Origin of the sequence: Paraburkholderia sp. GAS42 (assembly GCF_050436565.1) — a bacterium.
GTDB lineage: Bacteria > Pseudomonadota > Gammaproteobacteria > Burkholderiales > Burkholderiaceae > Paraburkholderia.
Genome location: NZ_JBNDML010000003.1, coordinates 428,350 through 444,362, shown reverse-complemented (window position 1 = coordinate 444,362; position 16,013 = coordinate 428,350). Strand labels below are relative to the sequence as shown.

Here is a 16,013-nt window from a genome sequence, read left to right as displayed (position 1 = left end):
CGATCATGCCCGCTCCGCCTTTGCTCGCCCTCTCCCTGCTCTCGGCCGCCGCGCTCGGCTACGAGATCCTGTTGATGCGCCTGTTTTCCATCATCCTTTGGCACCACTTCGCCTATATGATGATCAGTGTCGCCCTGCTGGGGTACGGTGCAGCCGGTGCGATGGTGGCGTTAGCGCAGCGCTGGCTGGCGCCCAGGTTTACGGCCGTGTTCGCTGGCGGCGCCATTCTGTTCGGCGTTTCCGCGGTCGCCTCTTTTGCGCTCGCCCAGCGTGTCGCGTTCAACCCCCTGGAGATTCTGTGGGATCCGCAGCAGCCGCTGCGCCTGCTCCTGATTTATCTGCTCCTGTTCGTCCCTTTCTTTTGCGCCGCGACCAGTGTCTGTCTCACCTTCACACGGTTCAATGATCAGATTCCCCGCATTTACAGTTTTGATATTGTGGGAGCCGGATTAGGCAGCCTCGCCATCATCGTTGCGCTTTTTGTCCTTGCTCCGCTGGATGCGCTCCGCCTTCTGGGCGGTGTGGGTCTGGCGGCAGCGGCGCTGGCATGCATCGAGTGCCGCTGGCATCGACACTGGTTGCCGGTGCTGTTGGTGGGAGCCGCGGCCATTTTGCCGACCATCCTGCCACGCGACTGGGTCGCTCTACGGCCGTCCGAGTACAAGGAATTGAGCCAGACCCTGCGCATCAAAGACGCACACGTGGTCGCTGAAAGCTCGAGCCCACTGGGTCTCATCACGGTAGTGGAAAGCCCTTTGATTCCTTTCCGCCACGCACCGGGGCTGAGCCTCAACGCGACCATGGAGCCGCCGCCACAGTTGGGAGTGTTTACTGATGGTGACGGGCTCGCCGCGCTCAATCGCTATGACGGACGGCGCGAGCCGCTCAGTTATCTGGACTACCTCACCTCCGCGCTTCCCTACCACTTGATGGAGCGCCCCAGAGTCCTGGTACTTGGCAGCGGCGCCGGGGCCGATGTGTTGCAGGCGCTTTACCACCGGGCGAGCGCAATCGACGCGGTGGAACTGAATCCGCAGGTGATCGACGCGGTGCAAGGCCGCTTTGCCGACTTCTCCGGCAAGCCTTACAGCGCACCCAACGTTCACGTCTTTACCGGCGAAGCGCGCAGCTTCATCGCTGGGCACGGCGAGCGCTATGATCTCATCCAGGTCGCGCTGCTGGATTCGTTTAGCGCCTCGTCGGCCGGTCTTTACGCGCTTTCCGAGAGCTATTTGTACACGGTGCAAGCGTTCCAGGACTATCTTCGCCATCTCAACCCTGGCGGCATGCTGGCGATTACGCGCTGGGTCACGCTGCCGCCACGCGACATCCTGAAATTGTTTGCGACGGGGATACTGGCCATGGAGGGCGTCGGCGTGGCGCAACCCTCCCGCCGGCTCGTGCTGATCCGCGGCTGGAAGACTACGACGCTGCTGGTCAAGAACGGGGAGTTCAGTGGCGCGGAAATCGTCGCACTGCGGGACTTCTGCCGTGCCCGCTCATTCGACGTCGGATACTACCCCGGGATGCAGGCCGCGGAAGCGAATCGCTATAACGTGCTTGAAACGCCATACTTCTTCGAAGCCGCGCAAGCCTTGCTGAGCCCCGATCGCGACAAGTTCTGGGCACGCTACAAGTTCGATGTTCGACCCGCCACGGACGACAAACCGTACTTTTTTCACTTCTTCAAATGGCGTTCGCTGCCCGAACTCCTCGCCTTGAAGGAGCAAGGCGGCTTGCCTTTGCTGGAATGGGGCTACCCGGTGCTGATTGCGACCCTGCTTCAGGCCACATTGGCAGCTTTGATATTGATCCTCTTTCCGCTCTGGATGATAAGGCGCCGCCAACACCTGGCTCACAGTTCGCCACCGTCAACGATAACCTTTGTCGGCAACGCCACTGCATCAGCGGCCTTATCCGGGCGGCGAGTTGCTATCTATTTCCTCGCGATTGGTTTCGCCTTCATGTTCGTCGAAATTGCGTTTATCCAAAAGTTCATCCTGTTCCTAGGTCACCCGCTCTATGCTGTCGCGGTGGTGCTATTCGCGTTCCTTTCGTTTGCCGGACTGGGGAGCCGATATTCGCAGCGCCAGCAAGGGGGCGGAGCGCATCTACCCAACCCCGCGCCAAGGTCGCGCTGGAATAGAGATCGTCGGTCCCTGCCGACAAGGGCCGTCTTCGCGATCTCCCTTATCTCCCTGCTCTACCTGGCCATCCTCCCCACCCTGTTCCGGCTGCTGATTTCCCTACCCGATCCAGCCAGGATCGCCATCTCCGCGCTGCTCGTCGCACCGCTCGCGTTTGCGATGGGAATGCCCTTCCCACTGGGACTCGGGCGCGTTGCCGCAAGCGCCGAAGTGCTCGTGCCCTGGGCGTGGGGCATCAACGCCTGTGCTTCCGTAGTGGCCGCAGTTCTGGCAACGGTGTTGGCGATCCATCTTGGATTTACCGCAGTGGTAGTGATAGCGCTCTTGCTATATGTCGCGGCGGCGGCCGTTTGTCCCTAATTCCGCTCTGAACGAGCCTACCCCGAGGTCGACCGGGCGCTGCCAAAGCCGCGCATGCGGCCAAACTCCACAGCCGTCGGCGTAGCCGACCGCGCTCCGTCCCTGGCCAAAATTCAATCGGCACGGGGGGTGGGGGGGGGGGGGGGGGGGGGGGGGGGGGGGGGGGGGGGTTGGTGGGCCCCGCCCCCCCCCCCCCCCCCCGCCCAATACCCTCCCGGGGGGGGGGGGGGGCGGCCAAATTGGCGTCCTGTGTGGCTGCGCCCCCTGGCCCCCCCCCCCACCCCCTGCCCTGATCACCTGTATGTGCCTCAAGAGTGCTTCGCCCGCAGGCGTGGGCGCCGCACCATCGCGCACCAGGAGGGGCATCCCCAGAGATTCCTCCAGTGCATTAATTCGCTGGGACACTGCTCCGCGGGTAATATTTAACGATCTTGCGGCATGCCCGAAATGTCGCAGTTCCACGACGACGGCGAAAGTCTCTAACTGCTGACGGTCGAACCCCATACAGCCTCCTGCCGGCAAGCGATGCTCACCGCAACTCGGTTGCTCACTATCCGTTCTTTATTCTGGCACCAGCAACGGCAATCTGCAGACGAATCGATCCCGCCCTATTTGAAGCCGCATAAAAGCGACACACCACCTCCCGACAATCAGGCCGCACGTACGAGATTTTTGCGTATACAAGTGCGTATATCGCGCGCATAAATATAAATTCATTCTCGAATAATCAATCGACTACATCTAATATTCGAGTCCTCTCCTGGAGCCAAACAATGTTTGGCAGGATAAATAGGAGTCCGATTCATCAAGAAAAATTTTCGACGCACCGCCGAATTCTGTTTCTTGCCGTCCAGCGTCAAACATGGCGATCCGAGTGCAGACGGGTACATTCTTGAGCACACAGAAGTTCGAGCTCAAGAGATGTACTCACAAGTCCTGGCTGGCTGTGCCAGCGCTAGGGCGCTCGCCTTTGGATTCGTAGTAATCCAGCCGTCCAGCATATCTGCCCACGCCTGGAGCATCGCCCTCCTCTGCTCTGCATACTCCGCCTTGTTGTAGACCGCGCGCACGCCACGCTGTTCGTGAGCAAGGCATTTCTCGATCCAATCGGTGTTGAACCCTGCTTCGTGCAACAGCGTGCTGGCCGTCCGACGCAGATCGTGCACCGTGAAAGGATCAAAATCTGCCCCGCCGTCGCGTATCAGCTTGACCGTGCTGTCAATGACGCGGTTCAGAGTCGCCGCACTTATTGGGGAGGCCGTCTCATAGCGGCCGGGATGCACGTACGAACTCGCTCCGAAGTACGTCTTGAATGCGACCAGAATGTCCAGAGCCTGTTGGCTCAGATAGACAATGTGGGGGCGAGCGGCCTTCATCCGTTCCTTCGGAATTGTCCAGACTGCGGCGTCGAAATCTATCTCACCCCACATCGCCAGAATAAACTCGGACTTGCGCACCAGCGTGAGCAGCATGAATCTGATAGCAAGACGCAGCGTAGGCATCGTCGGCGTCTGTTCCAATGCACTGAAAAATACGTGGATTTCGGCAGGCGACAGTGCCCGATCGCGCGGCTTGAAGCTGGCGATGGCTGACGGGCGGATGGCCTCCGCAGGATTGTCCACCTTTAGTCCCCGCGCCTGCACGAAACGGTAAACCTGCAGAACGATGTCGCGCGCCTGCACGGCAGGCGCCGCGGCGCCCCTCTCCTTAATCTTCTCGCAGCGCGCCATCAGTCGTGCGGGCGTGATCTCATCCAACTTCAGCCGGCCAAATTCCGACGCGAGATTCCGCTCGTATACCGATTTGCGCATCGCTCGTGTGGAGTCGGCAAGAGCGGTCTCCACAAAGTATTTCTCCGCCCACTTACCAAACGTTAGCGCCTCGGTCGCCTCGACCCGTTTCTCGACTTTCGCACGTGAAGGACTCTCTCCGCGTTGGATTGCTCCGTAGGCTTGGTCGCGTAGAAGCCGGGCTTCCGGGAGGCTAATAGCCATTCCGAATCCGGGTTCGTCTGGCTTGCGTGGCTTCCGTGCGGAAAGTGATGGATCGTACCGGCCGATAACCAGGGTTTCCCGGCGATCGTTCACCCGGTAGTCGTACCGGAAGCTCACCGCGCCTGACGGCGTCACTGACGCATATAGCCCCCGCTGATCGGCAACCTTGCAGATCTTCTTGGCCGGCTTCAGCGCTCGCAACTGCATGTCTGTGAGCATAGGGACTCCTCGAACGTATACCGTCAACCGATACCGTCAGACTGATTTGACGGTATCGGACAAGGCCATCCGAGGAAGAAATGTCCGTACCGTCACCGATACCGACATTTCCACCAGGCATTGCCCGGATCACAGCAGACCACACCGGACAATAACCTCATGTTTTTAAACGGAAAAACACGGAAAACCGGACCTCCCGGAACGACTTGGGAGCAGTCTAAATCACTCCCACTCGATCGTCGCAGGCGGCTTGCCGGAAATATCGTAGACGACGCGGTTGATACCGCGCACTTCGTTGATGATCCGGTTCGACACATGCCCCAGAAGTTCATGTGGCAGATGCGCCCAGTGCGCCGTCATGAAATCGAGCGTCTGCACCGCGCGCAGCGCGACGACGTATTCGTAAGTCCGCCCGTCGCCCATCACACCGACGCTTTTCACCGGCAGGAACACTGCGAACGCCTGGCTCGTCAGGTCGTACCATGACTTGCCGGTTTCCTTGTCGATGAACGTGCGCAGCGTTTCAATGAAAATCGCATCCGCGCGACGCAACAGGTCCGCAAAATCACGACGCACTTCGCCGAGAATCCGCACGCCCAGGCCCGGACCCGGGAATGGATGGCGATACACCATCGAGGGCGGCAGGCCGAGTTTCACGCCGAGTTCGCGCACTTCGTCCTTAAAGAGTTCGCGCAGCGGCTCAAGCAGCTTCAGGTTCAGTGTTTCCGGCAGGCCACCCACGTTATGGTGGCTCTTGATCGTGTGCGCGGCTTTCTTGCCCTTGCCTGCCGACTCGATCACGTCCGGATAGATCGTGCCCTGCGCGAGCCATTTCGCGTCGGTGAGCTTGCCGGCTTCCGCCTGGAACACCTCGACGAATTCCGCGCCGATGATCTTGCGCTTCGCTTCCGGATCGGTCACACCGGCGAGCTTCGACAGGAACGCCTCGCTCGCGTCGACGTGAATCACTTTCACGCCGAGGTGATCGGCGAACGTCGCCATCACCTGCTCCGCTTCATTGAGACGCAAGAGACCGTGATCAACGAACACGCAGGTCAACTGGTCGCCGATCGCGCGATGCAGCAGAGCCGCAGCCACCGACGAATCCACGCCGCCTGACAGGCCCAGAATCACGTGTTCGTTGCCGACCTGCTCGCGAATCTTTTCGACGGCTTCGTCGACGTAATGGCCCATTTCCCAGTCCGGCTTCGCGCCGCAGATGCCGAGTACGAAGCGTTCGAGCATCGCCCGACCCTGCACCGTATGCGTGACTTCCGGGTGCCATTGCAGGCCGTAGAAATGACGCACTTCGTCGGCCATCGCGGCCACCGGGCACGATTCAGTCGATGCCATCAGTTTGAAACCCGGCGGCATTTCCAGCACCTTGTCGCCGTGGCTCATCCACACCTTCAGCATGCCGTGGCCTTCCGCCGTGCGGAAATCCTCAATGCCTTCAAGGAGAGTCGTGTGGCTGCGCGCGCGCACCTCGGCATAACCGAATTCGCGCAGATGGCCGCTGTCGACCTTGCCGCCGAGCTGTTCAGCCATTGTCTGCATGCCGTAACAGATGCCGAGCACCGGCACGCCGAGGTCGAACACAGCCTGCGGCGCACGCGGCGTGTCTTCATCGACAACCGAGTTCGGGCCACCCGACAGGATCACGCCCTTCGGCGCGAATTCGCGGATGAATTCGTCGCTGACGTCGTACGGATGGATTTCCGATAGCACGTGCGCCTCGCGGATGCGTCGTGCGATCAGTTGGGTGACTTGCGAACCGAAGTCGAGGATCAGGATCTTGTCATGCATGGCAGCGGACTGAATCAAAAGTGAACGGATACGGAACGCCGCACCGGGGTGTTATCCGGTACGGCTGTGAATTCATTGCCAGCCGTTGACCTGGGCCCGATAAACCGGCGCAGATCATGGCTAAAAGACGTGATAAGGCAGGTGGTACGGCGTGCGGGACAGACAGACGCAATCCGGAAGCGTGTGCAGGTGGCGGCAGCGCCCGCGAATCAGCCATGGAAGGGCGGACGCGGCGCGCCAGGCGCATCGGCCGCAGCATCGCGGGCTTCGTCGCGAGATACGTCGTGGTCGGTCACCGTGCGGGTTTCGACCGTCCGCGTTTCAGCGGTCACGACGCCCGGTTGATGCGCGGTCGTGAAATCCGGCTCGACCGGCAGGCCCGTTGCAGAACTGACCGGACTCACCGGACGCGCCGCCGGCATCACCGGCTCGGTCTGATAAACGCGTGGCTCACCTTCTACGCCGCGATTCAGCTCGCGATCCGTTTCACGTCCCTTCGCGGCCCGTTTGTCGGCGAGTTTATCCGCGAGTTTCTGCTCACGTTCAGCGGCCACGACCTCGGCCACGCGCGCCCGCTCCCGCCGACGCACCACGCGCGCGAGACGCACGCCACCAAGACCGATGACCACCAGCACCACGGCGACCACTGCGGCCACCAGCTGACCGAACGCAGTCAGCGAAGGCTTATGCAGACCGATCAGCCAGACCAGCATCAGCACACCGGTCAGCCAGTTGACGTGCCCGATGACCCGGGCGACCGTGCGCGTCATGCCGCCATCGACGGCAGCGTGAAACGCGAGCCACGCCAGCCCGAGCAGCCCAAGGCCAAAAGCCTGCCCGACGAGTGCAGGATCGACCTGCACCAGTTGCAGCGCGTTGTACAGCGACGTCCACGGCGTGAGCAGAAACAGCAGCCCAAACGCCAGCAGCAACAACGCATCGATCACGAGTACAGCGCGCAGCAATGGCTTCATCGGCGTCTGGTCCTTTAGTCCACGTGGTAGTTGGGCGCTTCCTTCGTGATCTGGACATCATGCACGTGCGACTCGCGCATGCCCGCTGCGGTGATCTGGACGAACTCGGCCTTTTCATGCAGTTCGTCGATCGTCTTGCAGCCGCAGTAGCCCATGCTGGCGCGCACGCCGCCGATCAGCTGGAACAGGATCGCGTTGACCGAACCCTTGTACGCGACGCGACCTTCGATGCCTTCCGGCACGAGCTTGTCGATGTTCGCGGAGTTGTCCTGGAAGTAACGGTCTGCAGCGCCGTCCTTCATCGCGCCGACCGAGCCCATGCCGCGGTACGACTTGTACTGACGGCCTTGATACAGGAACACGTCGCCCGGCGATTCTTCGGTGCCGGCGAGCATGCTGCCCATCATGACCGCATCCGCGCCCGCTGCGAGCGCCTTGCTGACGTCGCCCGAAAAGCGCACGCCGCCGTCCGAGATGACCGGCACGCCCGAGCCACGCAGTGCATCGGAGACGTTTGCGACTGCCGTGATCTGCGGCACGCCCACACCGGCGACGATCCGCGTCGTGCAGATCGAGCCCGGGCCGATGCCGACCTTGACGCCATCCGCGCCGTATTCGACGAGCGCCTTCGCGGCTTCGGCGGTAGCGATATTGCCGCCGATCACTTCAACGTGCGGGAAATTCTTCTTGACCCAGCGCACGCGCTCGAGCACACCCTTGCTGTGACCGTGCGCCGTATCGACGACGATGACGTCGACGCCTGCCGCGACCAGCAGCTGCACGCGCTCTTCGTTATCTGCGCCGACGCCGACGGCCGCGCCCGCGCGCAGCTTGCCGTGTTCGTCCTTACACGCGTCCGGGTGTTCGGTCTGCTTCGTGATGTCCTTGACGGTCATCAGGCCGCGCAGTTCGAACGAATCGTTGATGACCAGCACGCGCTCCAGGCGGTGGCTGTGCATCAGCGCCTTCGCTTCGGCGAGCGGCGTGCCTTCCTTGACGGTGACGAGGCGATCACGCGGCGTCATGATCGTACGGACCGGTTCGTCGAGACGGGTTTCGAAACGCAGGTCGCGATTCGTGACGATGCCGATCAGTTGTGCGCCTTCGACGACGGGAAAGCCCGAAATGCCGTGCTGTTGCGACAGCGCGATCACATCGCGCACTTTCATCTGCGGCGGAACCGTAATCGGATCGCGCACGACGCCCGACTCGAAACGCTTGACCTTGGCGACTTCGCGCGCCTGCTCGGCCGGCGTGAGATTCTTGTGAATGATGCCGACGCCACCCATCTGCGCCATTGCAATGGCAAGACGGGCTTCGGTGACCGTGTCCATGGCGGCGGACACGAGCGGCATATTCACGGAGATATTGCGGGTCAGCCGGGTTTTGAGGCTGGTGTCGCGCGGCAGAACGTCAGAGAAAGCCGGGACGAGGAGCACGTCATCGAACGTGAGTGCTTTTTGGATCAGACGCATGGCAAATCCTATGGGCGCAAAAGCGAATTATACGCGATACCTCCCTGGTTTTCACTGCGCGAACAGCAGCTTAGCGAATTTTCGGTGAATTTTTCTGGCTTTGCTGGCCTCTGAATTTCGGTTCGCGGTTCGGCCCAGGTTCGATCCGGTTTCGTTTGCTCGTTCGGCTACACCTGCTGGATCCAGTGCCCTGCCCGGCGTGCACCAGGCGCCTTTGAGCCTTTCGCGCGGCATTCACCCGGCCGGAGTGCAGGATCGAACAAGACGCCGACCCACCTTGCCGTGTTAACCTGCGCGCCTTTATTGCATTTTGGTTCGAGGTAGTAATGCGGCGCGGTGTGGCATATGGCGTGATGGCCGGAGCGTTATGGGGCGTGGTTTTTCTCGCGCCACGGCTTCTCGCGGATTTTTCCCCGCTTCTCCTTGGCGCGGGCCGCTACGTGATGTACGGCGTCGTGTCCTTGCTGGCGGCACTGCCTTCGGCGCGCTCGCTGCTGCGCCGCCTGACGCGCGAGGACCTGCGCGCGCTCGTCACGCTCGCCCTCGCCGGCAATATCCTCTATTACGTGCTGCTGGCAAGCGCCGTGCACATGGTCGGCGTGGCGCCGTCCTCGCTGATCGTCGGCGTGCTGCCCGTCACGGTCACGCTGCTTGGCCGGCGCGATCACGGCGCCGTACCGCTCACGCGCCTTGTATTGCCGCTGGCGATGGTCGTCGCGGGCATCGCGTGCATCAATATCGATGTATTCACCGTCGATGGCGGCGGCGCCACAAGCGTGACGACCAAAATCGCCGGCCTCGCCTGTGCGGTTGGCGCGCTCGTGTGCTGGACGTGGTTCGCCGTCGAAAACACCCGCTATCTGCGACGCAATCTGCATTTCAGCGGCAACGAGTGGTCGGTGCTGTGGGGCGTGATCACGGGCGCGCTCGCCGCGATCATGTGGGGCGTGATTGCCGTGCTGCCCGCGGACGCAGCGCCGGCACCCGTTGCCGATGCCCGCTGGCATCTGTTCTGGACAGTCAACCTGGTGCTGGCGATCGGCGCGTCGTGGCTGGGCAACGGGCTGTGGAACGCCGCGTCGAAGCGGCTGCCGCTCACGCTGTCCGGTCAGATGATCGTGTTCGAGACGCTGTTCGCGCTGCTCTATGGTTTCATCTACGACCACCGGATGCCCCGTCCGCTCGAGATGGCCGCCATTGCACTACTCGTGGCCGGCGTCAGCTGGTCGGTGCGTCAGCACGCCAGTGATGACCCAGGCGAGACGCCGATCGAAGAAAAGGCGCAGGTGTCGGCGCATTGAGCGCACAGCACACGAAGCCACGTTGAGCGCGGCGACGGCGCAGGACCACAATACGGACAACCGAAGAAGGGGAAAACTGACCTACCGCGAGTCCTTGTTCTGCCATCTGCGCCCTTCGATCGAGCCCGCCTTGCGGGTTTTCTGCACGCGCCGCTGACGCGCTTCCTTAGGATCGACGATCAACGGCCGGTAGATCTCCACGCGGTCGTGTTGGTCCAGGACGGTGTCGAGCGGCTTCACCTTGCCGAACACGCCAGTCTTCAGCGCTGCAAGATCGATCTCCGGATGCCGCTGGAGGATGCCGCTCGCGTCAATGGCCTGCTGCAGCGTCGCGCCTTCCGGCAATTCGACGGCAATCAGCGTCTGCGTATCGGGCAGCGCGTAGCAGACTTCGATCGACAGCATCGCGCTCATGCCTTACCGTAGCGCTGGTCAGCGCGCTTCACGAACGATTCGACGAACGTGTTCGCGATATGGCTGAACACCGGTCCGATGATTTTCTCGATGATAATGCTCGAGAATTCGTAGTGCAGCGCGAATTCGATCTTGCAGGCGTCCACGCGCAGCGGCGTGAACCGCCAGAAGCCGGTGAACTTCCTGAACGGGCCGTCCGCGAACTCCATATCGATCCGCGTGGGGCGTTGCTGGGTATTGTGGGTGGCGAAATGCTGCTTGATGCCCTTGAAATTGATGTCGATTTTCGCCTCCATCCCGTTCTCGTCCTGACGTCGGATTTCGACACCACCGCACCACGGGAGGAAATTGGGGTAATCGGCCACGTCGGTGACGAGGTCAAACATCTGTTCCGCCGAATGGCGGATCAACACGGTTTTCTGGACATCTGCCATAAATTGCGCGACAAGTGGCAACGGTGGAAAAGCGCTGCGGGCTTTCCTTGCCCCGCTTTGCTAAAATCGTGATTTTAAACGAGTTGGGCACTTTCCATTCATGAGCATCATCGACAACAGAAAAGCCTTCTTCGACTATTTCATCGAAGAGCGCTACGAAGCGGGGCTCGTGCTCGAAGGATGGGAGGTCAAGTCGCTGCGCGCGGGGCGCGGCCAGATCAAGGAAGGTTACGTCGTGATCCGTAACGGCGAACTCTTTCTGATCGGTGCGCACATCAGCCCGCTACCGGAAGCTTCGACCCATATCCACCCGGATCCGGTCCGCACACGCAAGCTGCTGCTGCACAGCGAAGAGATCAGCAAACTGATCGGCAAGGTCGAGCAGCGTGGCTATACGCTCGTGCCGCTGAACTTCCATTACAAGGGCGGCCGCGTGAAGTGCGAGATTGGCCTCGCAAAGGGCAAGAAGATGCACGACAAGCGCGACGTCGAGAAGAAGCGCGACTGGGAACGCGAAAAGGCACGTTTGATGCGCACGCCGACCTGATGGCGTCTGCCTTCCGATCAAAAAACCCGCAGGAGTCTGCGGGTTTTTTATTTCGGTGCGCCTTCGGTCAACGGGCTTCGCCTGCCGCCGCCTTCCCGCGGTTCACGATCGTCAGCGCCGAGGCGATCATCGTGCTCATGTCCGCCAGGTTACCCGGCACGATCAGCGTGTTGCCCTGCTTGGCCAGATTGCCGAACGCGTTCACATACTGTTCGGCCACTTTCAGGTTCACCGCTTCCATGCCGCCATTCGACTGGATCGCCGCCGCGATCTTCTGAATGGCCTGCGCGTTCGCTTCGGCCACCGCCAGAATCGCCGCGGCCTGACCCTGCGCCTGGTTGATCGCCGCCTGCCGCTCGCCCTCCGAGCGCTGGATCGCCGCTTCACGACCGCCTGACGCGATATTGATCTGCTCCTGCTTGCGCCCTTCCGATGCCGCGATCAACGCGCGCTTTTCGCGCTCGGCGGTGATCTGCGCCTGCATCGCGTGGAGAATCTCCTTGGGCGGCGTCAGGTCCTTGATCTCGTAACGCAGCACCTTCACGCCCCAGTTCGCCGCGGCCTGATCAAGCGACGACACGATACTGTGGTTGATGAAATCGCGCTCTTCGAACGTCTTGTCGAGTTCCAGCTTGCCGATCACCGAACGCAGCGTGGTCTGCGACAGCTGCGTGATCGCGAATACGAAGTTGCTCGATCCGTACGACGCCTTCATCGGATCGGTCACCTGGAAATACAGCACGCCGTCGACCTGCAACTGGGTGTTGTCGCGCGTGATACAGACCTGGCTCGGCACTTCGAGCGGAATTTCCTTGAGGATGTGCTTGTACGCGATGCGGTCGATGAACGGCACGACGATGCTCATGCCGGGCGTGAGCGTCGCGTGATAGCGGCCGAGCCGTTCGAGCACCCAGGCGTGCTGCTGCGGCACGATCTTGATGGTTTGCGCGGCGATCACGATGACGATCACCAGCACGATTGCCCCGACAATAGTCAAATCCATCTGCTCACTCCTTATGGTTATTCGATGCGCTGTCCGCGCTTTCAGGCCCCCACAGCCTGCTTCCTTGCTGCCACGATCAGACAGCTTCCGCGTAACGCAGTGACCTCGTAGAGCCGCGCGTCTTCGGGTTCGCCGGGCGCCAGTTCGACGTCCCAGTCAGCGCCGCGGTAGCTGATCCGCGCACGCCGGTCGTGCCAGTCCGACACACTGAGCGTGGCGCCGATGTCCAGGTTGACGTCGGGATTGCGCAATGCGTCCTTGCGCACCCGCCGGCCGAAGCGCGAGCGGCGCAGCAGGATCACTGCCGCGAGTGCAACCGCCGCCGCCAGCGCGAGTTGCAGGTCGATATTCGCGCCGGCCCAGCGCGCCAGACCCGCCGCGACGAACCCCAGCGCGATCATCAGCATGTAGAAGGTGCCACTGAACAACTCCAGCACGACGAGCACCCCCGCACCCACCCACCAGAACAGCCCACCTGTTGCCACGTCGACCTCCAGAAAGCAAAACACCCCGGATATACCGGGGTGTTTATAGCACGAACCTGATGCGTTATTCCGCGCCTTGACGCTTGTTTACTTCGCCGACGATTTCGCCAGCGCCTGCCACGTCTCGATGACCGTATCCGGGTTCAGCGAAATCGACGCAATGCCTTCGTCCGTCAGCCATTGCGCGAAGTCCGGGTGATCCGACGGGCCCTGACCGCAGATGCCGACGTACTTGTTCAGACGCAGACACGTTTCGATCGCACGCTTCAGCATGAACTTGACCGCCGGGTCGCGTTCGTCGAAATCGACGGCCAGCAGTTCCATGCCGGAGTCGCGGTCGAGGCCGAGCGTCAGCTGCGTCAAGTCGTTCGAACCGATCGAGAAACCGTCGAAGAATTGCAGGAATTCTTCAGCGAGGATCGCGTTCGACGGCACTTCACACATCATGATCAGACGCAGGCCCTTTTCGCCGCGCTTCAGGCCGAACTTCGACAGCAGCCCGACCACACGTTCCGCCTGCTTCAGCGTCCGCACGAACGGCACCATGATCTCGACGTTGTCGAGGCCCATTTCTTCGCGCACCTTCTTCAGCGCGATGCATTCCATCTGGAACGCTTCGGCGAAATCATCCGCGATGTAACGCGACGCGCCACGGAAACCCAGCATCGGGTTTTCTTCGTCCGGCTCGTAACGCGAACCGCCGATCAGCTTCTTGTACTCATTCGACTTGAAGTCCGACAGACGCACGATCACGGGTTTCGGATAGAACGCAGCCGCGATCGTCGCGATGCCTTCGGTCAGCTTGTCGACGTAGAACGCGCGCGGCGAAGCATGGCCGCGTGCGACGCTTTCCACGGCCTTCTTCAGATCCTGATCGATGTTCGGATACTCGAGGATCGCCTTCGGATGCACGCCGATGTTGTTGTTGATGATGAACTCGAGGCGAGCGAGACCCACGCCTGCATTCGGCAACTGCGAGAAGTCGAACGCGAGTTGCGGGTTACCGACGTTCATCATGATCTTGACCGGAATTTCGGGCAGTTCGCCGCGCTGGATTTCGGTCACTTCGGTTTCGAGCAGACCGTCGTAGATCTTGCCTTCGTCGCCTTCCGCGCACGATACGGTGACGAGCGCGCCTTCCTTCAGGACGTCGGTTGCGTCGCCGCAGCCCACGACTGCCGGCACGCCGAGTTCACGCGCGATGATCGCCGCGTGGCACGTACGGCCGCCACGGTTCGTGACGATTGCCGATGCACGCTTCATCACCGGTTCCCAGTTCGGGTCGGTCATGTCGGCGACGAGCACATCGCCCGGCTGCACCCGTTCCATTTCCGACGGATCGTGAATCACGCGCACCGGACCCGCGCCGATCTTCTGACCGATCGCACGGCCGGTTGCGATGACCTGCGACTGGCCCTTCAGCTTGAAGCGCTGCTCGACCTTGCCCGCTGCCTGGCTCTTCACCGTTTCCGGACGCGCCTGCAGAATGAAGATCTTGCCGTCGCGACCGTCCTTGCCCCACTCGATGTCCATCGGACGCTGGTAGTGCTTCTCGATGATGACCGCGTACTTCGCGAGTTCGATCACGTCTTCGTCGGTGATCGAGAAGCGGTTGCGCTGCTCGTGCGACACGTCGACGGTCTTCACGCGACCCTGTTCGCCAGCCTTCGTGAATTCCATCTTGATCAGCTTCGAGCCGATCGAGCGACGGATGATCGGGTACCTGCCTTGCGCGAGCGTGGTCTTGAAGACGTAGAACTCGTCCGGATTCACGGCGCCCTGCACGACCGTTTCACCGAGGCCGTAGCTCGACGTGATGAACACGGCATCCTTGAAGCCCGATTCGGTATCGAGCGTGAACATCACGCCCGCTGCGCCGACGTCCGAGCGCACCATGCGCTGCACACCCGCCGACAACGCGACTTCAGCGTGCGTGAAACCCTTGTGGACACGATAGGAAATAGCGCGGTCGTTATACAGCGACGCGAACACGTGCTTCATGCGATCGAGCACGTCGTCGATGCCGACTACGTTGAGGTAGCTTTCCTGCTGACCGGCGAACGAAGCGTCCGGCAGATCCTCCGCCGTCGCCGACGAGCGGACGGCAAACGAAAGCTCTTCAGGCGAGCTGTTCTGGAGCGTGTCGAAGCCTGCGCGGATTTCCTGTTCGAGACGCGGCTGCATCGGCGCATCGACGATCCATTGACGGATCTCCTTGCCCGCTTCAGCAAGTGCCTTCACGTCGTCGACGTCGAGCGTCTCCAGACGTTTCGCAATGCGTTCGGTGAGATTGTTGTGATGCAGGAAATCGCGGAATGCGAGCGCCGTCGTGGCGAAACCGGTCGGCACGCGCACGCCTGCTTCAGCGAGCTGACTGATCATCTCGCCGAGCGAGGCGTTCTTACCGCCCACAATCTCCACATCGGTCATCCGCAACTGCTCGAACGGAACTACATACGCCAGATCCTTTGTGACGTTAACTGCGTTAGTCATACAAGCCCCTAAGTGTGAAAGAAATTCACGGCTGTGCAAGTGGGCTCTGACGCGGCCGCTCATAAGAAGCGGTGACGCGTCTTGCACAACCTGTTGGAGAAACAATCGCACAGCGCATTCATCTGCGGGGCCGCTCGCGGATGAAACGCGAGGAAGCAGAAGATTCACCGAACTTGACGGCATTCAACGTGTAATACGGACGAAAAGCCCGGCATCAACGCGGATTGCCTGCAATTGCTTATCCAACAGGTTGCCGCTATTCTACCGTGCCGACTCCCGAAATGTGACAGTCGGCAGAGAATTGCGCCTCGAACCGCGTCCCGGTCTGTCGGGCGGGCCTTTACGAGGTCTGCGCCGTCCG

13 protein-coding genes are annotated in these 16,013 nt (G+C 61.3%); 3 read left to right on the top strand and 10 right to left on the bottom strand.

Features of this window, described 5'->3' with window-relative positions:
• The first annotated feature begins 5 nt into the window (after window positions 1-5).
• Entirely contained in the window at window positions 6-2,507 is a 2,502-nt protein-coding gene (locus P3T16_RS06940; RefSeq protein WP_429341730.1) for a spermidine synthase, read from the top strand.
• On the opposite strand, the gene P3T16_RS06935 is transcribed toward P3T16_RS06940, so the two are convergent.
• The 5 genes from P3T16_RS06935 to guaB form a co-directional block, all read right to left on the bottom strand.
• Window positions 2,475-3,011 (bottom strand): LysR family transcriptional regulator, encoded by a 537-nt coding sequence (locus P3T16_RS06935; protein ID WP_429341655.1) that lies wholly within the window; start codon window positions 3,009-3,011, stop codon window positions 2,475-2,477. The two genes, P3T16_RS06940 and P3T16_RS06935, sit on opposite strands and share 33 nt — an antisense overlap.
• Window positions 3,012-3,421: 410 nt before the next feature.
• A complete protein-coding gene (locus P3T16_RS06930) occupies window positions 3,422-4,720 on the bottom strand; it encodes a tyrosine-type recombinase/integrase (protein ID WP_429341654.1) in 1,299 nt (432 codons plus the stop codon).
• A 222-nt stretch (window positions 4,721-4,942) separates the two neighbouring features.
• The gene (guaA, locus tag P3T16_RS06925) at window positions 4,943-6,526 is read right to left on the bottom strand and encodes a glutamine-hydrolyzing GMP synthase (RefSeq protein ID WP_429341653.1); all 1,584 of its coding nucleotides are present in this window, start codon (window positions 6,524-6,526) and stop codon (window positions 4,943-4,945) included.
• A 209-nt stretch (window positions 6,527-6,735) separates the two neighbouring features.
• Complete coding sequence (locus P3T16_RS06920; protein ID WP_429341652.1) at window positions 6,736-7,500, bottom strand: hypothetical protein; 765 nt, start codon at window positions 7,498-7,500, stop codon at window positions 6,736-6,738.
• Between the two features lie 14 nt (window positions 7,501-7,514).
• Window positions 7,515-8,975: an IMP dehydrogenase gene (guaB, locus tag P3T16_RS06915; RefSeq protein WP_429257558.1), complete on the bottom strand. Its 1,461-nt coding sequence runs from the start codon at window positions 8,973-8,975 to the stop codon at window positions 7,515-7,517.
• Window positions 8,976-9,301: 326 nt separating this feature from the next.
• Here guaB and P3T16_RS06910 point away from each other — a divergent pair, with 326 nt between their 5' ends.
• Window positions 9,302-10,276, top strand: a complete 975-nt coding sequence (locus P3T16_RS06910) for a DMT family transporter (protein WP_429341651.1) — start codon at window positions 9,302-9,304, stop codon at window positions 10,274-10,276.
• Window positions 10,277-10,357: 81 nt separating this feature from the next.
• On the opposite strand, the gene P3T16_RS06905 is transcribed toward P3T16_RS06910, so the two are convergent.
• The gene (locus P3T16_RS06905; RefSeq protein ID WP_429341729.1) at window positions 10,358-10,681 is read right to left on the bottom strand and encodes an RnfH family protein; all 324 of its coding nucleotides are present in this window, start codon (window positions 10,679-10,681) and stop codon (window positions 10,358-10,360) included.
• Between the two features lie 5 nt (window positions 10,682-10,686).
• Window positions 10,687-11,124, bottom strand: a complete 438-nt coding sequence (locus tag P3T16_RS06900; RefSeq protein ID WP_429257560.1) for a type II toxin-antitoxin system RatA family toxin — start codon at window positions 11,122-11,124, stop codon at window positions 10,687-10,689.
• A 100-nt stretch (window positions 11,125-11,224) separates the two neighbouring features.
• On the opposite strand from P3T16_RS06900, the gene smpB reads away from it, so the two are divergent.
• Window positions 11,225-11,671, top strand: coding sequence for an SsrA-binding protein SmpB (gene smpB, locus P3T16_RS06895; RefSeq protein WP_429257561.1), 447 nt, complete (start codon window positions 11,225-11,227; stop codon window positions 11,669-11,671).
• A gap of 67 nt (window positions 11,672-11,738) precedes the next feature.
• Here smpB and P3T16_RS06890 read toward each other — a convergent pair whose 3' ends face one another.
• The 3 genes from P3T16_RS06890 to ppsA all read right to left on the bottom strand — a co-directional run bounded on the left by P3T16_RS06890 (window position 11,739) and on the right by ppsA (window position 15,652).
• Window positions 11,739-12,674, bottom strand: a complete 936-nt coding sequence (locus tag P3T16_RS06890) for an SPFH domain-containing protein (protein WP_429341650.1) — start codon at window positions 12,672-12,674, stop codon at window positions 11,739-11,741.
• A 41-nt stretch (window positions 12,675-12,715) separates the two neighbouring features.
• Window positions 12,716-13,159, bottom strand: a complete 444-nt coding sequence (locus P3T16_RS06885; RefSeq protein ID WP_429341649.1) for an NfeD family protein — start codon at window positions 13,157-13,159, stop codon at window positions 12,716-12,718.
• 87 nt (window positions 13,160-13,246) lie between these two features.
• Window positions 13,247-15,652: a phosphoenolpyruvate synthase gene (gene ppsA, locus P3T16_RS06880; RefSeq protein WP_429257564.1), complete on the bottom strand. Its 2,406-nt coding sequence runs from the start codon at window positions 15,650-15,652 to the stop codon at window positions 13,247-13,249.
• Window positions 15,653-16,013 lie beyond the last annotated feature (361 nt).